General features: G+C 75.6%; 20 protein-coding genes. 10 read left to right on the forward strand and 10 right to left on the reverse strand.

Going from position 1 to position 20278, the window contains the following annotated elements; translation table 11 throughout:
* Positions 1–930: a diacylglycerol/lipid kinase family protein gene (locus O7598_RS13275; protein ID WP_269691646.1), complete on the forward strand. Its 930-nt coding sequence runs from the start codon at positions 1–3 to the stop codon at positions 928–930.
* A gap of 4 nt (positions 931–934) precedes the next feature.
* On the opposite strand, the gene O7598_RS13280 is transcribed toward O7598_RS13275, so the two are convergent.
* The 3 genes from O7598_RS13280 to O7598_RS13290 all read right to left on the reverse strand — a co-directional run bounded on the left by O7598_RS13280 (position 935) and on the right by O7598_RS13290 (position 2070).
* Positions 935–1108 carry a hypothetical protein gene (locus O7598_RS13280; protein WP_269691647.1) on the reverse strand — a complete coding sequence of 58 codons (174 nt, stop codon included), beginning with the start codon at positions 1106–1108 and terminating at the stop codon, positions 935–937.
* Positions 1109–1190: 82 nt separating this feature from the next.
* Positions 1191–1592, reverse strand: a complete 402-nt coding sequence (locus tag O7598_RS13285) for a DUF2267 domain-containing protein (protein ID WP_269691648.1) — start codon at positions 1590–1592, stop codon at positions 1191–1193.
* 97 nt (positions 1593–1689) lie between these two features.
* Positions 1690–2070, reverse strand: coding sequence for a hypothetical protein (locus O7598_RS13290; RefSeq protein WP_269691649.1), 381 nt, complete (start codon positions 2068–2070; stop codon positions 1690–1692).
* 123 nt (positions 2071–2193) lie between these two features.
* On the opposite strand from O7598_RS13290, the gene O7598_RS13295 reads away from it, so the two are divergent.
* From O7598_RS13295 to O7598_RS13305, 3 genes are all read left to right on the forward strand, one after another.
* Positions 2194–2946 (forward strand): dienelactone hydrolase family protein, encoded by a 753-nt coding sequence (locus O7598_RS13295; protein WP_269691650.1) that lies wholly within the window; start codon positions 2194–2196, stop codon positions 2944–2946.
* Positions 2947–2978: 32 nt separating this feature from the next.
* Positions 2979–3605 carry a maleylpyruvate isomerase family mycothiol-dependent enzyme gene (locus tag O7598_RS13300; RefSeq protein WP_269691651.1) on the forward strand — a complete coding sequence of 209 codons (627 nt, stop codon included), beginning with the start codon at positions 2979–2981 and terminating at the stop codon, positions 3603–3605.
* Positions 3606–3682: 77 nt separating this feature from the next.
* Complete coding sequence (locus O7598_RS13305; RefSeq protein ID WP_269691652.1) at positions 3683–4396, forward strand: RraA family protein; 714 nt, start codon at positions 3683–3685, stop codon at positions 4394–4396.
* Between the two features lie 3 nt (positions 4397–4399).
* Here the strand turns inward: O7598_RS13305 and O7598_RS13310 are convergent, their stop codons facing one another.
* The 7 genes from O7598_RS13310 to O7598_RS13340 all read right to left on the reverse strand — a co-directional run bounded on the left by O7598_RS13310 (position 4400) and on the right by O7598_RS13340 (position 13633).
* Positions 4400–5026 (reverse strand): response regulator, encoded by a 627-nt coding sequence (locus tag O7598_RS13310; protein WP_269691653.1) that lies wholly within the window; start codon positions 5024–5026, stop codon positions 4400–4402.
* Complete coding sequence (locus O7598_RS13315; protein ID WP_269691654.1) at positions 5023–6255, reverse strand: sensor histidine kinase; 1233 nt, start codon at positions 6253–6255, stop codon at positions 5023–5025. The genes O7598_RS13310 and O7598_RS13315 overlap by 4 nt, the downstream gene beginning before the upstream one ends.
* A gap of 9 nt (positions 6256–6264) precedes the next feature.
* Positions 6265–6732, reverse strand: a complete 468-nt coding sequence (locus tag O7598_RS13320) for an ABA4-like family protein (protein ID WP_269691655.1) — start codon at positions 6730–6732, stop codon at positions 6265–6267.
* On the reverse strand, positions 6729–7661 hold the full coding sequence (locus O7598_RS13325; RefSeq protein WP_269691656.1) for a hypothetical protein: 933 nt from the start codon (positions 7659–7661) through the stop codon (positions 6729–6731). Before O7598_RS13325 ends, O7598_RS13320 begins: the two co-directional genes overlap by 4 nt.
* 101 nt (positions 7662–7762) lie before the next feature.
* Positions 7763–8950 carry a DNA polymerase IV gene (gene dinB, locus O7598_RS13330; protein WP_269691657.1) on the reverse strand — a complete coding sequence of 396 codons (1188 nt, stop codon included), beginning with the start codon at positions 8948–8950 and terminating at the stop codon, positions 7763–7765.
* Between the two features lie 94 nt (positions 8951–9044).
* On the reverse strand, positions 9045–12230 hold the full coding sequence (locus O7598_RS13335; protein WP_269691658.1) for a penicillin acylase family protein: 3186 nt from the start codon (positions 12228–12230) through the stop codon (positions 9045–9047).
* 269 nt (positions 12231–12499) lie between these two features.
* Positions 12500–13633 carry a peptidoglycan recognition protein family protein gene (locus O7598_RS13340; protein ID WP_269691659.1) on the reverse strand — a complete coding sequence of 378 codons (1134 nt, stop codon included), beginning with the start codon at positions 13631–13633 and terminating at the stop codon, positions 12500–12502.
* A 212-nt stretch (positions 13634–13845) separates the two neighbouring features.
* Here O7598_RS13340 and O7598_RS13345 point away from each other — a divergent pair, with 212 nt between their 5' ends.
* From O7598_RS13345 to O7598_RS13370, 6 genes are all read left to right on the forward strand, one after another.
* Positions 13846–14367 (forward strand): TlpA family protein disulfide reductase, encoded by a 522-nt coding sequence (locus O7598_RS13345; RefSeq protein WP_269691661.1) that lies wholly within the window; start codon positions 13846–13848, stop codon positions 14365–14367.
* Between the two features lie 137 nt (positions 14368–14504).
* The gene (locus O7598_RS13350) at positions 14505–14945 is read left to right on the forward strand and encodes a DUF4395 domain-containing protein (protein ID WP_269691662.1); all 441 of its coding nucleotides are present in this window, start codon (positions 14505–14507) and stop codon (positions 14943–14945) included.
* A gap of 152 nt (positions 14946–15097) precedes the next feature.
* Positions 15098–16882, forward strand: a complete 1785-nt coding sequence (locus O7598_RS13355) for a hypothetical protein (RefSeq protein WP_269691663.1) — start codon at positions 15098–15100, stop codon at positions 16880–16882.
* A gap of 42 nt (positions 16883–16924) precedes the next feature.
* On the forward strand, positions 16925–17272 hold the full coding sequence (locus tag O7598_RS13360) for a PadR family transcriptional regulator (RefSeq protein ID WP_091056464.1): 348 nt from the start codon (positions 16925–16927) through the stop codon (positions 17270–17272).
* Between the two features lie 58 nt (positions 17273–17330).
* Positions 17331–18398 carry a hypothetical protein gene (locus tag O7598_RS13365; protein WP_269691664.1) on the forward strand — a complete coding sequence of 356 codons (1068 nt, stop codon included), beginning with the start codon at positions 17331–17333 and terminating at the stop codon, positions 18396–18398.
* 208 nt (positions 18399–18606) lie between these two features.
* Positions 18607–20247 carry a serine/threonine protein kinase gene (locus O7598_RS13370; protein WP_269691668.1) on the forward strand — a complete coding sequence of 547 codons (1641 nt, stop codon included), beginning with the start codon at positions 18607–18609 and terminating at the stop codon, positions 20245–20247.
* The last annotated feature ends 31 nt before the right edge of the window (positions 20248–20278 follow it).

Raw genomic sequence — 20278 nt, forward strand, 5'->3', positions numbered from 1 at the left:
GTGCGGACCAAGCAGGAGCTGTCGGCGGCGATCCGGGAACGACGGCGGGCGGCGCTGGTGGTCAACGCCCACTCCCGCCGGGGGCGCCGGCTCTACGACACCGTCCACTCGCGCCTGCGCGCGGCCGGGTTCACGCTGCTCGGCGCGTACCCGGTGGACCGGCCGGGCGAGCTGGACCGGGCGCTGGCCGAGGCCGTCGGCCTCGGGCCGGACCTGCTGGTCACCGGCGGCGGCGACGGCACCATCGGGGCGGCGGCCCGGCTGCTCGCCCACCGCGACGTCGCGCTGGGCCTGCTGCCGCTGGGCACCACGAACAACTTCGCCCGCACCGTCGGCGTCCCGCTCGACCTCGACGCGGCGGTCACGGTGCTCACCGACGGCAAGGTGATCGACGTCGACCTGGGCCTGATCGGCGACACCCGGTTCACCAACCATGTCGGGATCGGCCTGTCCGCCGACATCATGCTGACCGCGCCGCCCCGACTGAAGCGCGCCGTGGGCCGGCTGGCCTACCCGCTCACCGCGCTCGGGCTGCTGGCCCGGCACCGGCCGCTGGAGGTGACCGTCCGCGCCGAGGGGCGGGACCACGCGTTCACCACGCACCAGGTGTACGTGGCCAACGGCGGGTTCCACGCCGGGCGACCGATCACCGCCGACGCCAACGCCGACGACCGGCTGCTGGTCGCGTACCCGGTGGGTGGGGCGACCCGGCGCGGGCTGCTGCGCGAGACGGCGCGCAACGCCGCCGCCGGCCGCCGGCGCACGCTCGGCGACGAGCCGTTCCTGGCCGTCCGCCAGCTCTGGCTGGAGACCGACCGGCCGGCCCGCATCGAGGTCGACGGCGAGCCGTACGGCGAGACACCGGTGCGCATCGGCCTGGACCCGAACGCGCTGCGGCTGATGGCCCCGGCGGACAGCCCGGACCGCTGACCGGTCACACCGGGCGGTCCTCGTCGGGCAGCGGGATCTCCTGGTTCTGCTCCACCGCGTCGGCGGTGGTCAGGTCGGCGCGGACCGACTCGCCCAGGCCGGCGCGGTCGCTCGGCGGGCGCAGCACGCCCTGCTCGGCCAGGTCGGCCTCGGCCGCCTCGGGCACGGCGTCCGCCACCCGCTCGGGCGGGCCGACGACCCGCTGGTCCTGCCGCTGCTCCTGGCGTCGGCCTCCGGTGGCCGGCGCAGCGCGTCCTCGCTCATCGCGCCGCCCGCCGCACGACCGGTGCGCTCCGGTCGACCAGGTCGTCGTAACCGGCCGGGAGTTGGGCGACGGCCTGCGCGTAGGCGGCCGGATCGAGCGCGTCGCGCAGCACGTCGAAGACGGCGGTCACCCCGTCGCGGGCCGCGTCGGCGTCGACGTCCGCGCGCCCGCCGACCCGCGTCACGAACTCGTCGAGCCCGAACGCCTCGGCGGCCTCGCCGGGGCCGAACGCGTACGCCCGCAGCGCCTCCGGGAGCCGGTCGGCCAGGTCGCGGGCCTCCCCGCCGTCGATCCGCTCGGCCAGCGTGGTCAACGTGGCCCGGGTGACCGCGGCGGCCTGCTCCGCGGACGCCCCGCAGCGCCTGGCCACCGCGCCGATGAACTGGTCCTGGTCCATCTCGCCGCCTCCCTCTGCCGGGACAGCGGGATTCCCGCGCTCAGCCGCCGCAAACGGCTGCCGGGCGGCCTCGGGTCGACGGCCTCGGGACGGTGACTCAGGCGACCCGGGGCACCGGCCACGCCACCCGGTGCGCGGTGGCGTCGATCTGCCCGGTCCGTTCCAGGTCCATCGGCTCGGTCCGTTCCACGGCGATCTGCCCGGTCCGTTCGACGGCCGGGTCCGTCGGCGCGTCCACCACGACCCCGGTGCCGGTGGAATCCCGGTCGGCGTCGTCCCGCACGACGGTGAGCAGGTCCAGGAACCGGTCGAGGTCCGTCGCGGCCAGGCGGAACGAGCCACGACACCGGGGGCCGGTCCAGAGCGAGAGGACGACGGCGCCCCGGTCGGGGTGGTAGCTCACCCGCAGCGTCCGGTCCTCACCGCGCAGGTCGCCGAACAGATCACCGAACTCGGGCAGCGGTCGCACCTCTCCCATCGATCCAGGATGCCCCACCCGGACCCGGGAGGGAAGGCCCGGCCGGCCGGTGCACCCGGCGGGCCGGGTGACGCGGCCGGGAGTAGCGTGCGACGCGGAACCCGCAACGAGGAGGTCAGGACCGTGCAGCCGACGATCGTGGACGTGCCCACCCCCGACGGAATGGCGGACGCCTACCTGGCCCGGCCCGACTCCGGCGGCCCGTTCCCGGGAGTCCTGCTGTTCATGGACGCGTTCGGGCTGCGGCCCCGGCTGGCCGAGATGGCCGGGACGATCGCCGCCCGCGGGTACGTCGTGCTGGTGCCCAACCTGTTCCACCGCGCCGGCCGCACCGGGCCGGTCGACATGTCCGCCCTGGCCGACGACAGCCGCCGCGCCGAGCTGTTCGGGCGCGTCGGGCCGATGATCGCCGCGCTGACGCCGGAGACGGTGGCCCGCGACACCGCCGCCTACCTGGACTTCCTCGCCGCCCAGCCGGACGTGGCGCCCGGCCCGGCGGCGATCACCGGCTACTGCATGGGCGGCACGAACGCGCTGCGGGCGATCGAGGCGCACCCGGACCGGATCGCCGCGGTGGCGGCCTTCCACGCCGGGCGGGTGGTCACCGACGCGCCGGACAGCCCGCACCTCGGCGTCGGCGCGGTGACCGGGGAACTCTACTTCGGCCACGCCGACCAGGACGCGTCGATGACCGCCGAGCAGATCGCCGTGCTGGAGAAGACGCTGGACGCGGCCGGTGTCACCTACCGCTCGGAGGTCTACCCGGGCGCCCACCACGGCTACACCCAGGCGGACACCCCGATGTACGACGAGCAGGCCACCGAGCGGCACTGGGAGGCGCTGTTCGATCTGCTGGAACGCACGTTCCGGGGCTGACCCGGACGGCCCGGGACGGCCACAATGGTGCGGTGGACGCCGACCTGCTGCCGATGATCGCCGCCGAGCGGCGTCGCACGGCCGACCTGATCGACTCGCTCACGCCGGCCCAGCTGGACACGCCCAGTCTCTGCGGCGCGTGGACCGTGCGCGAGGTCGCCGGGCACCTGGTGTCGCCGCTGGTCGAGTCGCCGTGGCGGCTGCTGCCGCTGCTGGTGGGCGCCGGCTTCCGGCCGCACGTGGCCAACGCGCGGCTGGCCCGGCTGGTGTCCCGGCGTCCGCCCGGCGAGCTGGCCGCCGCGCTGCGCACGCATGCCGAGCACCGGTTCCGCCCGCCCGTGGTCGGCTGGTACGGCCAGCTCACCGACCTTCAGGTGCACGGGCAGGACATCCGCCGCCCGCTCGGCCTCCCCGCCGACCTGGACCCGGACCGGCTGCGGATCTCGCTGGACTTCCTCACCGGCGGCCGGGCGATCGGGTTCGTCGACCGCCGCCGGGTCGCCGGGCTGCGGTTCGAGGCGACCGACCTGGGCTGGTCGGCCGGCGACGGGCCGGCGGTCCACGGCCCCGGCGAGGCGCTCCTGCTCGCGCTGACCGGCCGGCGGGTGGCGCTGGCCGACCTCACCGGTGACGGCGTGGCGCGGCTGGCCGCCCGCTGACCACTTCGGCGGGAGGGCAGGCCACGGGCACTCGACTGGCACCTGCCGTCGTCGGCCGGGCTGGCTAGCGTCGGCCCATGGACACCGATCACCGCGCGCCTGCCGGGCGGTTCGCCGGCCTGACCACCGCCCACGTCGCCGACGCCTGCCTGCGGGCGGGGGTGCCGGTGCGCTGCGCCCCGGCCGCCGTACGCCCGGTGGTGGCCGGGTGGCGCCTGGCCGGGCGGGTGCTGCCGGCCCGGCACGCCGGCAGCGTCGACGTGTTCCTGGAGGCGATCGACCGGGCGTCGGCGGGCGACGTGCTGATGGTCGACGACGGCGGGCGCACCGACCGGGCGTGCGTGGGCGACCTGGTGGTGCGGGAGGCCCGGGCGGCCGGCCTGGCCGGCCTGGTGGTGTGGGGCGCGCACCGGGACACCGCCGACCTGGCGGCGGTGGGGCTGCCCGTGTTCAGCGCCGCCGTCACCCCGACCGGGCCGCTGGAGCTGGACCCGCCGCCGGCCGGGGCGCTGGACTCGGCGCGGGTCGGCCCGTGGACGGTCGACGCCCGCGACCTGGTCCTGGCCGACGACGACGGCGTGCTCTTCGTGCCCGCCGACGCCGCCAGCGAGCTGTTCGACCTGGCCGGGTCCATCCGGGACACCGAGCGGCGGCAGGCCGACCGGATCGCCGCCGGCGAGTCGCTGCGCGCGCAGCTCGGGTTCGGCGACTACCTGGCGGCCCGGGCGGCGGACGCGACGCTGACGTTCCGGGCGCACCTGCGCGCGGTGGGCGGCGCGATCGAGGAGTGAGGCTCAGCCGCCGCGGGCCCACAGGGCCAGGCGCACCCGGTTGGGGCTGGCGGTCTTCGTCATCAGGCTGGTGATGTGGGTCTTCACCGTGGTCACGCCGATGTGCAGCCGCTCCGCGATCTCGGTGTTGGACAGCCCCTCCGCGACCAGACCGAGCACGTCCTGCTCGCGGGCGGTCAGTTCGACGGTGCGCCGGGGCGCGTCGGACCGGGCGTGCACCGCCCGCTGGACCAGCCGGCGCAGCACCTCCGGGCTGAACGGGCTGTCCCCGGCGGCGGCCCGCCGGACACCGTCGAGCAGGTCGGCCGGCGGCGCGTCCTTCAGCAGGAAGCCGCAGGCGCCGGCGGTCAGCGCCGGATAGAGGTGGTCGTCGTCGCCGAACGTGGTGAGCACCATGATCCGGGTGGCCGGCCGGTCGGCGAGGATCCGGCTGGTCGCGCTGATCCCGTCCACGCCGGGCATCCGCAGGTCCATCACCACCACGTCCGGGCGCAGCCGGGCGGCGAGCGCGATCGCGTCGCGGCCGTTGTCGGCCTCGCCGACCACCTCGAGGTCGGGCTGGGCGTCGCAGAGCATCCGCAGGCCGGCCCGGATGAGGTGCTGGTCGTCGACCAGCAGCACCCGGATCACGCCGGCTCCGGCGTGGCCGGCCGGTGCCGTGGCGCCGGCGCGGCGGCGGACGTCCGCTCCGGGTCGGCCGGCGGCAGGACGGTGCGCACCCGCCAGCCGGACCCGGTCGGCCCGGCCTCCAGCCGCCCGCCGAGCACCTCCACCCGTTCCCGCATGCCCACCAGGCCGTGGCCGCCGCCGGACGGCACCCCGGTCGGCGTGGCGCCGCGCCCGTCGTCGGACACCGCCCAGTGCACCGCACCGTCCACCACCGACACGGACAGCCGGGCCCGGGCCGCCGCGCCCGCGTGCTTCGCCACGTTCGTCAACGCCTCCTGGGTCAGGCGCAGCACCGCCTGGCCGCGGACCGCGTCCAGCGTACCGACGGCCGCGTCCACGTCGGCCTCCACCACGACCCCGGCCTGCCGGGCCCGGTCCACCGTCGCGCCCAGCGCCGCCGGCAGCGACCCCGGCTCGATCACCGTCAGCGCCGCGTCCCCGCGTACGCCGTCCGGGTCGCGCAGCACCGCGACCAGCCGGCGCAGGTCGGTCAGCGCGGCCGTGCCGGTGCCGTGCACGTCGTCGAAGACCTCGCCCACCCGGGGGTCCAGGTCCGGCAGCACGTGCCGGGCCACCCCGACGCGCAGCACCATCGACGCGACGTGGTGGGCGAGCACGTCATGCAGTTCGCGGGCGATGGCGCTGCGCTCGTCGGCGCGGGCGGCCCGGCTCTCCGACTCGCGCCGGCGCTGTTCCGCCGCGGCCCGCTCCGCGGCCTGCCGGCCCAGCTCCCGGGTGGTCCGCACGACCAGCCCGAGCAGCAGCGGCAGGCCGACGGTGACGGCCAGCCCGAACACCCCGGTGACCACCTGCCGGATCGGGTCGCCGATCAGATCGGTCAGGTCCACGGCGGCCAGCAGGGCGGCGGCCAGCCAGAACGTGCGAGGGCGGGCGGCCCGCATGGTGAGTTCCAGCAGCGCCCAGCTCGCGCCGACCTGATTGATCGTCACGTCGTCGACCAGCCGGAACGCGACCACCAGCAGGGCCGACTGGAGCAGCACGTTGAGCCGCGGGCGCCGGTGGCAGAGCAGCGCGACCGCGAACGCGGCGAGCGCGAGCAGCCACTGCGTCGCCGTCGGGTCGGGCCGGCTGTGTGCGCCGACGACCAGGTAGCCGACGCCGCTGAGATCCAGCAGCAGCATCCGCGCCAGCGTGTCCCGCGCGTCGAACAGCCGACCCACCCAGCTCACGGCGCCAGCCTAGGCAACCGGCGCGGTGCGGGCCAGCGCGCCCGTCCCACCGTCACGGGCCGGCCGCCGCCAGCCGGCCCGCAGTCCGAGGTGGACGGCCAGGCCGAGCGGGCCCAGCAGGATGGTCAGCACCAGCACCGGGGCGGTGAGCAGGGCCGGGACGCCCCGCTCCCGCGCGTCGGCGAAGATCCAGCGGCCCACGAACAGGTCGAAGCCGATCATGTGGGCCCAGGCCGCCGCCGCGCCGTCGGCGGTGCCGAGGAGGTCCCGCAGGCCGTCCAGCGTGGGCGCGGTGACCACCGGCAGCACCGTGCCGAGCGCCGGCAGCACCAGCAGCGCGTACACCAGCAGGACCGGTGCCACGATCAGCGGCGAGCCGACGATCCGGGTCGTCCACGACCAGCGCGGCGCCAGGATCATCAGCGCCCAGAACGGGGCGGCGAGGGCGAACGTCAACCCGAACAGCGCGCCGCTCATCCGGCCAGCGCCATTCCGGGGCGGCGGACCCGGCGGGCCAGCACCAGACCGGCGGCCGTCGCGGTGGCGAGCGCCGCCACCGCCGCCACCGCCAGGGTGAGCCCGTCCGGCCGCGACAGCGGCTGCCCGCGCAGCGCCTGCCAGGTGAGCAGCAGGGTGAGCGCGGTGTACCCGGCGCCGCCGACGAGCACCAGCCGGGCCCGGGTCATCTCGTCCAGTCGGGCGCCGAGGAACCGGTCGAGCAGGATCGCCAGCAACGGCAGCGCCTGCAGCGCGTGCAACCCGACGAAGTGTCCGACCCGCAGGTCACCGCCGGTGGTGCTCCAGCCGACCAGCGGCAGCCCCGGTCCGCCGTCCGGCACGCCGACGCTGTGCGCCCCGGTGATCCCGGCCGGCGCCCCGGCCGGCCGTTGCGCCACCATCGGGAACGCGACGAGCATGCCGAGCAGCGACACCCCGAGGCCGAGGCGCACCGCGTACCCGCCGGCCCGGTCCGGCGTGCGGCGGCGCAGCAGCACGACCGCGAGCACGACCTGGGCCAGGAAGAGCACCATGATCGCCGCGCCCATCACGTCGAACAGCGCCGCGTTCAGCGGGGTGGTGCCGTTGAAGTGGCTGGTGGTGCCGCGGATCACCTGGCCGACGATGACGACCATCTCCACCACCGACACCGCCACGATCACGGTGGCCGCCCGCTCCGCGAGTCGGCTGCGCGTCGGCAGCAGGGACAGCATCCAGGCGAGCGTCACGCCGTAGAGCACGAACGAGATCGCGAACTTCAGCGGCTTGAGCCAGGCGGGCGCGCCGGTGAGCACCCGGGGGTCGGCCACGACGCCGACCGCGGCGACGACGGTGAGCACCGCCATCGCGGCCACGAGGAGCAGCAGGGGGCGGTGCCATCCGGCCGCCCGGTTCCACACGGTAGTCATGCCTGTAGATGCTGGTGGTCGGCGCGGCCGGTCGCGCCCGACCGGAAGCCGCGGTCGCGGCCGGCGGTGCGAGCCGCGCCTCCTACCGGGGGAGGAGACGCTCAGTCGGGCAGCCGGGGCATCTCCACGCCCGGGTCGCGGCCGAGCAGCACGCCGCGGGTGAGCGCTCGCGAGCCGAACCGGTCGCGCACGGCGTCGACCGCGGCGTCCAGCGCCGGCCCCGGCTCGGCGGTGAACGGCAGGGTGAGCTGGGTGTGCCCGCCGTCCAGGTTGCCCACCGACACACCCAGCAGGGTGACGCCGCGCTGCTCGATCTGCGGCAGCGCGGCGCGCAGCAGCGCCCGGGCGGCGGCCCGCAGCGGCGCGGTCTGCGCGGTCGGCTTGTCGAGCGTGTGCGAGCGGGTGGCCCGGGTGTAGTCGGCGAAGCGCAGCCGCAGCGTCACCGTGCGGCCGGTGCGCCGGGCGTCGCGCATCCGCCCGGTCACCCGGTCGACCAGCCCGGCCAGCACCGCGTCCAGCTCGGCGGGGGAGTGCGGCTCGCGGGCCAGCGCGTGCTGCGCGCCCATCGAGGAGCGCCGGCGGCCCACCTGCACCGCGCGCGGGTCACGGTTGTGCGCCAGGGCGTGCAGGTGCCGGCCGGCGCCGCCGCCGAGCAGCGACACCAGGGCGGGCTCGTCGAGCCGGGCCACCTGCCCGACGGTACGCAGGCCGCGCTCGCGCAGCCGGCCGGCGGTGACCGGGCCGACGCCCCACAGCCGCTCCACCGGCAGCGGGTGCAGGAAGGCCAGCTCCCGGTCCGGCTCGACGACCAGCAGCCCGTCCGGCTTGGCCACCCCGCTGGCGACCTTGGCGAGGAACTTGGTGCGGGCCACGCCGACCGTGATCGGCAGGCCCACCTGCCGGCGGACCCGCTCGCGCAGGTCGGCCGCGATGCCGGCCGGCGGGCCGACCAGCCGCCGCAGCCCGCCCACGTCGAGGAACGCCTCGTCGATGCTGAGCCCTTCGACCAGCGGGGTGGTGTGCCGGAAGATCTCGAACACGGCGCGGCTGGCGGCGGTGTAGGCGGCCATCCGGGGCGGCACCACGATCGCGTCGGGGCAGAGCCGCCGCGCCTGCCGGCCGCCCATCGCGCTGCGCACGCCCCGGGCCTTCGCCTCGTAGCTGCACGCGAGCACGACGCCGCCGCCGACGATCACCGGCCGGCCGCGCAGCCGGGGATCGTCGCGTTGCTCGACCGAGGCGTAGAACGCGTCCAGGTCGGCATGCAGGATGGTGGCCTCGCCCGACACCCGGCCATCTTCGCACACCTGTTCGATCAGCGTGGGCTGACCTGCCCGGACGGCAACCGGCCGGCGGGAGGATCCCGCCGGCCGGCCGCCTGCGTCACCGCCCGTAGACCTCGAACTCGTAGAGCGAGAAGCCGTACGAGGTGGCCCGCTTGACCCCGTACACCCGCACGTAGCGGGCGCTGACCGGGGCGAAGGTGGCGTTGTCGACGCCGCCGTTGCCGGTGGTGGTGGCGAACACCGGCGTCCAGGAACTGCCGTCGCCGGAGACCTCGATCCGGTAGGACGTGCCGTACGCCGACTCCCAGCGCAGCACCGCCCGGCTCACCGTGCGGGCCGCCCCGAGGTCGACCCGCAGCCACTGGTTGTCGTTGTAGCTGCTGGCCCACCGGCTGCCCAGGCTGCCGTCGACCGCCTTGTCCGGGGTGTAGCTGGTCAGGAACTGGGTGCTCGACGCGCTGGCCGGGCGGCCCTGGGCCAGGTTGGTGACGTCGTCACCCCGGCGCGCCGGGAACGACACCACCTGCTGGTAGGTGGGCCGGTTCTGCCAGGCGATCAGCGGGTGGGTGATGCCGCCCAGGCCGGACTGGGCGATCGAGTCGGCGCACCACTGGTCGCCGGCGCCGCAGGACTTGTCGCCCGGGTAGACCGTGGTCGCGGGCACCGCGGCGGCCTGGCCCAGCGCTCCGAGCAGCGCCGTGCGGCAGGCGCCCAGGTTGCCGTTGCCGCAGTACGCGCGACCCAGCCCGCCGGCGACCGGGTCACCGAGCACGGTGCGCACGTCCTTGTCGACGTAGCCCCACCAGCCGTACTGGAACGACGAGCCCTTGTGCGCCTGGCCCGCCAGGGCCCAGTTCGCGTTGCCGTCGCGCCCGCCGTTCTGCCCGCCCGACGGCGCCTCGTTGACCTCGATGGCGTCGACGAGCGCGGCGTAGAGGTCCGGCCCGAGGCCGGCGCGGAACTCCGCCGATGCGAGCAGCGGCCACCAGGCGTCGAAGATCCGGATCGCGTCGGCGTGCTGGTAGACCTTGGACCCCGGGGACGTCGCCACCCGCCGGGAGCCGGCCTGCTGCCAGGCCCGCAGCTTGGTCACCGCGTCGGCCAGCGCCGGGTCGGTGACCGGCGCGCTGTCCAGCACCCGCAGCAGGTCACCGAGGACCTGCTGGCCGCGCAGGTCGGTCACCGCCGCGTCCGCCATGATCTTCACGACGTCGGCGCGGCCGAGCTTGCGCTGGGCGATCGCGGCGCGCACCGGGCCGTCGAGCAACTGACCCCGGTGTACGGAGCCGAAGCTGAAGTTGCCGTCCGCCGCCCCGAAGTCGCGCGCCTGCTTGTTGTTCCAGCTGACGTAGTAGTCCTGGTTGACCGACTGCGGGTGGGCCGACGCCGGGGCGTAGCTGGCGTCGTTGGTGTCCGGGTTCCAGCCGGCCCACTCGTACGCCGGCTCGGCCTTCGCCGGCAGGTTCGGGTCGGTGACGGACGACCGGACCGGGTTCGCGCCGGAGTTGTAGTACGCCGCCTCGGTCGAGTTGACGTAGAACCAGTTGAACGCGTAACCGACGCTGGCCGCGGACGCCTGGAACGCCGCCGCGCTGCCCATCGCCGACGGATCGTTGAACGCCTGGAAGCCGATCGCCGAGTCGGCCTCGTGCCGGTAGGTGGAGCGCAGCTTGGTGAACGCGGTCGGCTGCCCGTTCACCAGCCCCCGGTAGGACACCAGCCCGTACTTCGTGCGCAGCGCGCGCAGCGTGTAGGAGCCGGCCGGGGTGGAGTCGGCGAGCGTCGGCGACCAGGAGTTGCGCTGCTCCAGCGCCTCCATGGCGAGGCACTGCCCGTGGTAGAGGTAACGGTTGGTGCGCAGCGTCGGCGCGCTGCCGTCGGTGGTGCACAGCGGCACCGCGTACGTGTCGGTCAGGTCCTGCGAGGCGGACGTGGCGCTCCACGCGTAGTCCTGGCCGCGGCCGAGCAGCACGTAGAGGTTCAGCCCGGCGAACGCCGCGCCGCGGGCGCTGATCCCCGGCCCCTGCAATTCCTGGAGCATCAGCAGTTGGGGGGCGAAGTAGCCGGTCTGCGGTCCGAACACGGCCACCGGGTTGCCGGTGGTGGTGTGCCGGCCGGAGACCACCACGGCGTTGGACATGCCGTGCGCGCGCAGGTTGGCCAGGCCGCCGAGCAGTTCCTTGGTGGCCTTGCTGGCGCCGGTACGGGAGGCCGCGCCGCCGCTCTGGTCGTAGGCGAGCGGCTCGGCGGTCACGGTGCCGGCGTCGGGCAGCACCGCGCTGGTCGCGCCCGGCGGCGTCGCGCCGTACGGGAAGCTCTGACCGTCGTGCAGCGTGAGCACGGTCTCCGGGTCGTTCTGCGAGCGGAACGCCGCCCACACCTTGTCGCCCTCGGTGGCGCCGTACTTGGCGCGCGCGGCGACGCGCACCAGCGCGGACTGGATCTCGCTGCCACCGCCGCCGCCGAACAGGCCGCCGATCACGCCGGCGGTGGCGATCAGGTCGGTCATGGTGAAGTGCTTCGGCTTGCCGGCGCCGGCGAGCACGTATTCGCCGGGGTAGTTGTCGTCGGCGATCGACTTGTCGATGTAGGCGTTGATGCCGGCGATGTAGTCGACCACGTCGGTGTAGAGCTGCTGGCCCCGGGCGCCCTTGGTGCGCAGCGCGTCCACCTGGGCCTGGAGGTCCGCCTCGGTGTAGGGCGAGTTGGCCCAGACGCTCTGCTCCAGCTCCCGGTTGCCGGGGGCGCCGCCGGCGAACGACGTGACGTTGCCGCGGCCGACGTGGCGCAGCAGGTCCATCACCCAGAGCCGGTCCTGGGCCCCGGCGTAACCGGCGCCGAACATGGTGCCGCCGCGGGTGGTGCCGGTGACGTGCGGGACGCCGGTGGCCTTGTCGCGCACGATGGTGACGTCCGAGCGCGGTGAGACGGTGCTCTCGACCTGCGCGGCGGGCACGCCGAACGAGGAGTCGTTGTAGAACGAGGCGATCTGCTCGTCGGTCAGCCCGGCGTAGTTGTAGACCAGGTTCGCGTACTCGTCGAGCTGGTCGCTGGAGTGCGCCGGGCGGGTGCCGAGCGTCTGGTGGGCCAGGATCGCGACGAGCGTGGCGTTGCCGTTCTGCCCGGGCGGCAGGATGTCGGCGCACTGGCCGAGGCAGTAGTCGTTCGGGGCGAAGGTGCTGGCCGCGAGCGCCGGTGAGGGCGGGGTGACGGTCAGCACGCTCGCGGTCAGGGCGGCGGCGGTGAGTGCCGCGAGCCGGGCGCGGAGTGGGCGACGGGGCATGGCGATCCTCCGGGGACGCGGAGTCGGGCCTTCGGTACGCCCGGCGGGTCGGTGCCGACGTCTCGCCCTCCGCGCCCGGGCGTTCCACCCGGAGGTGAGAATGACTCATATCTATCTCCGGGCAATGATCGGCGGCGAACCGTCGCTCGGGATAGCCGTCGTTCACCAGCCGTGAATGCCGACGTTTCGCCCCCACCGTCGCCCGTGGACGCGACGGTGGGGGGTGGCGCCGTTGCCACCCCCCACCGCGTTCCTGAACCGGCGCGCCGTCAGTGCTTGTGGAACGACTGGCGCACCACGCCCCCCACCAGGGCGCACCAGGTGGTGGTGCTGAGCTTGCCGGTGGGCGGCAGGCCGTGCAGGCGTTGCAGGTCCTTCACCGCGCTGCGGGTCGCGTGGTCGTACTCGCCGGTCGGGGTGACCTCCGCCCAGCCCTTGGAGGCGAGCATGACCTGCGCCGCGACCACCGGCACGCCGGTGTCGCGCTGGTCCAGCTCCGGGGCGAGCGTCTCCCAGGTGGGCGCCGTCAGGGTGGCGTCGACGTCGACCGGGATGCCGTTGCGGGCCTGCCAGTCCTGCACCGCCGCGACGGTTGCCGCGTCGAACACGCCGGTGACCGGCACGGCGTAGCCGCGGAACGTCAGCAGGTACTGCGCGACCCGGACCACCGGGCCGCCGACGAAGCGCCAGATGTCCGGCCAGCGGCGCGCCGGCACGTCGCCCAGGCGGGTGCCCAGCTTCCGGAACACCCGACGCCGCACCGCCGGGAACTCCCGGTAGAACGTGGCGCCCGGGCACTGGGTCTCCCGGAAGTCCCAGTGGCCGAAGATGTCGTGCGCGTGCAGCCCGTACTGCCGGCAGATTGCGGTGCAGAGCCGCACCAGCCCGTCGAGCAGGTCCTCCGGCGGCGCCTCGGTGACGTAGGTGCCCTCGTTCTCGATGCCGATGGCGCGGCCGTTCTCGCCCGGGCAGTGCGCGGCGATCATCTGCCGGTCGCCGGCCGCCAGCCGCTCCAGGCTGCCGTGCCGTCCCTCCAGGACGTGGCCGCCGCGGCTGACCGTGAAGTGCTGCCCGGTGTCCGACCAGCCGTTGCCGTCCATGTGCAGGTCCTGGCAGTCGCGGGCCAGCTGCTTGGCGTGTTCCTCGGAGTAGTCGGTGACGTTCGGGAACGCCATGTGGTGCAGGATGATCTTGTTGGTGGGGATCGCGCTGACCGACAGCGGGTCCGCCGGCGGGCGGGCGGCCCACTCGTCGCAGCTGATGATCCAGTCGAGGTCCGTGCCCGGCGCGGCGTGCGCGGCGTTCGGGAGCGCGAGCTCGGTCCCGACGACCGCGACCGTGGCGGCGCCGAGGCCGGCCCGCAGCAGCGTGCGGCGATCCAGCTCGGGATGGTCGAAGTGCATGGCATCTCCTCGATGGCCCGACCGACGCCGGGCGATGTAAAGGAACTCCAAGTGAGGCGCGCGAGGTGGAGAATATTGCCAAGACCGCGCCGTGCGCCAGAGGACAAAAGCCACCCGGGCCGGCCGGCTCCTACCGGACCAGTAGGCGATGTCACGTCCGATGACCGGGACGGACCATGTCGCTCGGCCGGTCGCCGTGGCAGCCTGGACCGGTGCAGTCGCCCAACCTGACCGGCCTCGCCGTGCTCGTCGCGGTCCTCGCGGCGGCCACCGCGTTCGGCTGGTGGCGCCGCCGTCACGACGGCCGGCTGCGCGCTGTCCGGGATCGACGACCCGCCGGCCCCGACGGGTCGACCGGCGCCGACGGGTCGGTCGCCGCCGGCACCGGCCGGTCGGTCGCCGCCGGCGACGTGCGCCTCGCGGCCACCCTCGCCGCCCTCGGGGTACGACCCGGCGCGGTCACCGTGGTGCAGTTCTCCGCCCCGGTCTGCGCGCCCTGCCGGGCCACCCGCCGGATCCTCGACGACGTCACCGGCCGGCTCGACGGGGTGACCCTGCTGGAGGTCGGCGTCGACGAACACCTCGACGCGGCCCGCGCCCTGGACGTCTGGCGCACCCCGACGCTGCTGGTGGTGGACGCGGGTGGGCGGATCGTCCGGCGGGCCACCGGCGTACCCGACCGGGACGAGCTGCGCACCGCGCTCGGCTCCCTCTCCGCCGTGGCGCGCGGATGACCGGCGCGCGGCTCACCCGGCGTCGGGTGGTCGACCACGGCCGGCTGGCGGCGAGCCTCTGTGCGCCGGTCCGCCCCGCCTGACCGACCGCACCCCCTCGCCCTCGCCCTCGCCTCACGCCGGAACGGAAGACCTCGATGCTGCTCGATCCTCGGGGGCCGCGCTTCGCCGCCGCCCTCACCACAGTCGTCCTCGCCGCCGCCCTGCTCACCGGATCAGGGCTGCTCCTGCTCGCCCAGGCCGTCGTCTTCGCGCTCACCGCGGCCCACCCGCGTCTCGGCCCGTACGGCCTGCTCTTCCGGGCCGTGGTGGCCCCCCGGCTGGACCCGCCGGTCGAGCTGGAGCCGGTCGCCCCGGTCCGGTTCGCGCAGCTCGTCGGGTTGGCCTTCACCGTCGTGGGCGCGGTGGCCTGGTACGCCGGCCTGAGCGCCCTCGGGCTGGTCGCCACCGCCGCCGCGCTCGCCGCCGCGTTCCTCAACGCAACGTTCGGACTCTGCCTCGGCTGCGAGGCCTACCTGGCGCTCCGCCGCCTCACCGGCCACCCGCTGACCGCCCGCCTCCCCGTCCCCCCACGCTGACCCCACCCCACCCCGCCGATCTTGCACTTGGTGCCCCGGCGAAAGGGACGATCCGCCCGGACCGAGGGCCGCAACCGCAAGATCGGCGAGTGGAGATCTCGGATGGGGGGGTGCGGTTCTACGCTTGGGTCGGGGCGGGACGGGGGAGTGGCATGGGCGGACGGGCACGACCGGACCGGCGCGCCGTGCTCGCCGCCGCGGGCGGGCTGGCGGTCGCCGGCATCGGCGTACCGGTGGGGCTGGCCCTCACCCGTGACCGGCCGGCACCGGCCCGCGGACGCCGGCCGGTCAGCATGGCCATGCACCTGCACGCCTCGTTCAGCGAGGGCGTCGCCAGCTACGCCGCCCACCTCGACCAGGCCCGCCGCAACGCCGTCGACGTGCTCTGGTGGACCGACCACGACTTCCGGGTCGCCGCGCACGACCACCGCCGCGTCGTGCGCTTCGACGGTCCGGAGGAACGGGAGGGCGAGCTGGCCTGGACCTGGACGTCGGCCACCGAGGGTCGGCTCACCGAGTCGGCGGCCGACTTCGTCGCCGCGCCGGACGCCGCCGACGGCCCCGGCCGCGCGTTGCGCCTGGCCGCCACCGGCGCCGGCACCCACTGGTACGCGGGCAAGGCCTGGAACTGGACGCACACCGGGAACATCTCCGACACCACGCTGCACCTGGACGTGCGACCCGAGGCGACCCGCCCGGACACCACGCTCACCGTCGAGATCGCCCTGTCCCACCACCCGGCCGGGCCCGGCCGGCCCGCCGGCCAGCTGGTGCTGCGTTACCGCCTCGGCGCGGCGAGGACGGTCCGGCACACCGTCGACGGCCGGCACGGCACCGTCGACGTGCCCGCCCCGGCCGGCGCCTGGCGGCGGCACACCTTCGATCTGCTCGCCGACGTCCGGCGGCTCTGGCCCGACCTGGTGGCCGGCGACAACTCGCTGCGCGGGCTGCGCCTCGGCGTGACCGTCGCCGGCGGCGCGCGCGGCGCGTACCTGGTCGACCGGCTGGTCTTCGACCGGGCGCGGCGGGCCGGGCAGGGCGGGGAGGACCTGCGCGCCGAGGTGCTGCGCGGCTACGACGGGACGTACCCGGGCGTGACCCACCACCGGGCGTACGAGGTGTCGATGGTGCGGCACCTCAACTGGTTCGGCGGTGACGGCACGCTGCCGCGCTTCCCGTCCCCGCCCTACCGGGACAACGATCCCGGCGCGACCGAGCGGATGGTGGAGTTCCTGCACGCCCACGGTGGCGTGGTCTGCTGGAACCACCCGCTGGACGTGGAGCGCCGGGACTCGCTGGCCCGGCTGCTGGTGGCCCGGCGCGGGCTCGGCGCCGACCTGATCGAGATCGGACGAACCCCGGTCGAGGACCACCTCTGGGCGTACGACGTGGCGGCCCGCAACGCGATCCCGCTGACCGCCGTGGGGGTGACCGACGACCACGACGGCACCGACTGGCGGGCCGGGCGGGACCGGTGGGTCACGTCCGTCTGGGCCGCCTCGACCGGCCGCGACGACCTGGTCGCGGCGCTGCGCGCCGGGCAGGCCTGGTTCGCCGACCTGGTCGGCTATCGGGGGGCGCTGGACCTGCAACTCGGTGGCCGCAGCGCGATGGGCGCGTTGCCGACGGTCGTCGACGACACCGTCACGGTGCGGCTGCGCGCCACCGACCTGCCGGCCGGGGCTGTCCTGGAGGCGGTCACCGGCGAGGTCGACCTGGCCGGCGCCGCGGATCCGACACCGGCGATCCGCACCGGTCAGGTGCCGTGGCGGCAGTTGCGGCAGGGCTGGCACGACGTGCCGGTGCGGGTGGGCGGCGGCGTGTACCTGCGCACCCAGGTGCGAGACCGCGACGGCGCGATCGTCGCCGCGAGCAATCCGCTCTGGCTGCTGCGCCACCCCCCGTCCCAGGGCGTCCCCGCGTCCCGTCGCTTCTGACCGGGCGTGTGCATATACCGCTAGTCGGTATATGCTCTCGGTGTGAGTGAATCTCCGCTGCGGGAGCCGACATTCCTGATCCTCACCGCGCTGACCGAGGAGCCCCGGCACGGCTACGCGGTCATCGAGGACGTGCTCCGCATCTCCGACGGTCGGGTCCGGTTGCGCGCCGGCACCCTCTACGCCGTGTTGGACCGGCTGCGGTCCGACGGCCTGATCGAGGTCGACCGGGAGGAGGTGGTGCAGTCCCGGCTGCGCCGCTACTACCGGCTCACCGCGCTGGGCGCGACCCGGCTCGCCACCGAGGTGGACCGGCTGCGCCGGCACGCCGACACCGCCGGCCGCCGGTTGCGCGCCGCCGGGCTGCTGCCCGAGGGGGGTCTCTCGTGAGCGCGAGGAGTGAGCCGGGTTTGCGAGCCCCGCAGTCGCGAACGAAAGGTGGCTCAGCATGAGCGGGGAGTTGGAGCGGCGCTACCGGCGGCTGCTGGCCGTCCATCCCTGGACCCATCGCCGGGTCTACGAGGAGGAGATGCTGGCCGTGCTGATGGCGGGCGCCCGGCCGGGGCAGACCCGCCCGGGTCTCGCCGACACGGTCGACCTGGTGGGGGCGGGGCTGCGGGCCCGGCTCCGGGTGGGCGCACGGGGGTTCACCGAGCCGGCGTGGGCCGACGCCGCCGCCGTCACCGGGCTGCTGGTGGCGCTGGTGCTCACCGCCGCCGCCGGGAAGAACGTGCTGGACCAGATCCTGGTCGACCCGTCCCTGCCGCCGCCGTTCCGACCACCCGCGACGGACCCGGTCGACTGGCTGCGTCTGGTCGGCTGGGCGGTGGTCGCGGTGGCCGCGGCGGTCGGGCTGCGCCGGATCGCCGCGGGCGTGGCCTGGGCCGGGGTCGCCGGCTGGCTGGTGCTGGTCGGGCCGGGCGCGGTCGACCAGCCGGGATACGTCGTGGACACCCTGCCGCAGTTCACCCTGGCGGTGATCGCCGCCGGCGCGCTCACCGTGGCGGCGCCGCCACGCCGGGCGGTGCACGTGCTGGGTGCGCGCCGCCTCGCCGCGGTGGCGGCCGGCCCGGTCGTGGCCGTCGGCCTGCTGGAGCTGAACCGAGTCACCAGTCCGCTGTTCGGCGGGGGTGAGGTCAGCTACGAGAGCTTCTACGGGCTGAGCGCCGGCAGCGAAGCGGTGATGAACCTGTACCTCGCCGGCCTCGCGGCGGCGGGCCTGGCGGTCGGCGTACCGGTGCTGCGGCTGACCCCGGCGGTGCGGCGGCGGATCGTGGTGCTGCTGGCGCCGGTGGCCGCCCTCGCCCTGGTGATCGACGGTGCGCTGGCCGGCTGGGCGACCTCCACGGTCCACATGGGGCACGTCATTCCCCTGGCCGGCGGCCAGTGGGCGATGCTGGTGCTCGTCCCTCCGGTCACGTTCCTGGCCGGGGTGCTGCTGGTCCGGCGACGCGAGGAGACGCAGCGGATGGTGGCGCTGGGACGCGCCGCCGACCGGGAGCGTCCGGCCGGCTGAGGGTTGCGCCGGTCTGCTGCAGTGGCGGTGTGTCCGTTACCGACCATCCGCCGCCCGGCCCCCGGCCGGCGGGACACCGCCGGTCCGGGGTCGCCGTCCGCCGGGCGGAGGCGTCCGTTGCGCCGATGGACGGCGGCGCCGACGCGACCAGAATGACCAGCGAGGCGGCAACCGGCAGCCGTCCGTGGATCGCAGTGGGGTTCGTCGCATGAGCGGCTGGCAGCTGTCCGGCTACACGCCGGTTCGTGGGCTCGGCTCCGGGGCGTCGGGCAGCGTCGTGCTGGCCACCCACGACGCCACCGGAACCCCGGTCGCGATCAAGTACCTGGTCCGCGACCTCGGCGCGGACTCCTCGTTCCGCACCGCGTTCCGTGACGAGGCCCGGCTGCTCGGCGAGGTCGACGACCCGCATGTCAGCCGGCTCTACGAGTACGTGGAATCGCCCCACGGCGCGGCCATCGTCATGGAACTGGTCGACGGCGTCTCGCTGCGGCAGATGCTGCGCGCGCACGGCCCCACCACCCCGGAGGCGGCGCTCCGGGTGCTGAAGGGATCGCTCGCCGGGCTCGCCGCCGCACACGCCCACGGGGTCGTACACCGTGACTACAAGCCGGAGAACGTGCTGGTCACGGGCGCCGGGTCGAGCAAGCTCGCCGACTTCGGCATCGCCATGCCGATCGGCCGGGGCTCGGACACGACCGTCTCCGGCACGCCCCGCTACATGGCTCCGGAGCAGTGGACCGGCGCGCCGGCCGGCCCGGCCTGCGACATCTACGCCGCCACCGCCACGTTCTTCGAGTGTCTCACCGGGCGACCCCCGTACCCGGGGCCGGACCTGCTCTCCCTGCGCGCGCAGCACGCCACCGCGCCGATCCCCACCGACCCGGCGCCGGCCGAGGTGCACGAGCTGCTGCGGCACGGGATGGCCAAGAGCGCCGCCGACCGGCCGCAACCGGCCGAGGTCTTCCTGGAACTGCTGGACCGGGTGGCCGGCGCCGGATACGGCCCGGAGTGGGAGGAGCGTGGACTGCGCGAGCTGGCCCGCCGGGCCGCCCTGCTCGCCGCGCTGTGGCCGTTCCCCGACCGGGCGGAGGGCGCCACCGCGGTGGCCAGCACGGCGCTCGGTGCGACGACCGGCCGGGCCGGCGCGTCCCGACGGGGACGCAGGCGCACCGTGCTGGCGGCCGGCGCGCTGGCCGCCGCCGTGCTGGCCGGCGGTACGGGCTACAGCTACGCCGCCCGCGAGACCCCGGCCGCCGCCGGGGCTCCCGACGGCCCGTCGCCGGCCGGCCCCACCCGCACCGACCCGGCCGCACCGGACCCGACGGGCGCCGAGACCCCGGACGCCACCCCCACCCCGTCCGCCCTGCCCACCCCGCTGCCGGGCACGCCGTCCGCCACCGCGGACGCGACCCGGGGGCCGACCCGGCCTCCGGTCCGCACCAACACACCGACCCCCACCCCGTCGCGCAGCACGGCGCCGCCGCCCCCGCCGGACGTCACCGCGCCGACCGTCGGCGCCGTCGACGCCGATCCGGGTCAGCTCGAACCGAAGGGCTGCCCGTTCGGCCTCCAGAGCAGCGCCGTCACCGTCACGGTCACCGACGACCGCAGCGGCCCGGCCGCCCTGAAGGTCACGTTCCGCTACACCGTGGAGGGTGCCACCGGAACGGTCCGGATGGCCGCCGCCGGGCGCGACGTGTTCACCGGCACGCTCGGCCCGCTGGCGGCGCCGAAGCAGAGCAGCCGCATCCCGATCCAGGTCACCGCCGTCGACGCCGCCGGCAACGCGGCCACCTCGGCCAGACCGGTGTACGTGACGCTCTACAACTACTGCACCCCCGGCTAGGAGTACGACGTGCCCGCTGCCCAGCACCGCA

This window comes from Micromonospora sp. WMMC241 (assembly GCF_027460165.1).
Lineage (GTDB): Bacteria > Actinomycetota > Actinomycetes > Mycobacteriales > Micromonosporaceae > Micromonospora > Micromonospora humi.

Coding starts and splice junctions, on each gene's coding strand:
- O7598_RS13320 (WP_269691655.1), bottom strand. CDS start 6,732: ATGAGCGGCGCGCTGTTCGGGTTGACGTTCGCCCTCGCCGCCCCGTTC.
- O7598_RS13285 (WP_269691648.1), bottom strand. CDS start 1,592: ATGGACCAGGACCAGTTCATCGGCGCGGTGGCCAGGCGCTGCGGGGCG.
- O7598_RS13335 (WP_269691658.1), bottom strand. CDS start 12,230: ATGCCCCGTCGCCCACTCCGCGCCCGGCTCGCGGCACTCACCGCCGCC.
- O7598_RS13305 (WP_269691652.1), top strand. CDS start 3,683: ATGGACACCGATCACCGCGCGCCTGCCGGGCGGTTCGCCGGCCTGACC.
- O7598_RS13355 (WP_269691663.1), top strand. CDS start 15,098: ATGGGCGGACGGGCACGACCGGACCGGCGCGCCGTGCTCGCCGCCGCG.
- O7598_RS13365 (WP_269691664.1), top strand. CDS start 17,331: ATGAGCGGGGAGTTGGAGCGGCGCTACCGGCGGCTGCTGGCCGTCCAT.
- O7598_RS13350 (WP_269691662.1), top strand. CDS start 14,505: ATGCTGCTCGATCCTCGGGGGCCGCGCTTCGCCGCCGCCCTCACCACA.
- O7598_RS13290 (WP_269691649.1), bottom strand. CDS start 2,070: ATGGGAGAGGTGCGACCGCTGCCCGAGTTCGGTGATCTGTTCGGCGAC.
- O7598_RS13325 (WP_269691656.1), bottom strand. CDS start 7,661: ATGACTACCGTGTGGAACCGGGCGGCCGGATGGCACCGCCCCCTGCTG.
- O7598_RS13340 (WP_269691659.1), bottom strand. CDS start 13,633: ATGCACTTCGACCATCCCGAGCTGGATCGCCGCACGCTGCTGCGGGCC.
- O7598_RS13370 (WP_269691668.1), top strand. CDS start 18,607: ATGAGCGGCTGGCAGCTGTCCGGCTACACGCCGGTTCGTGGGCTCGGC.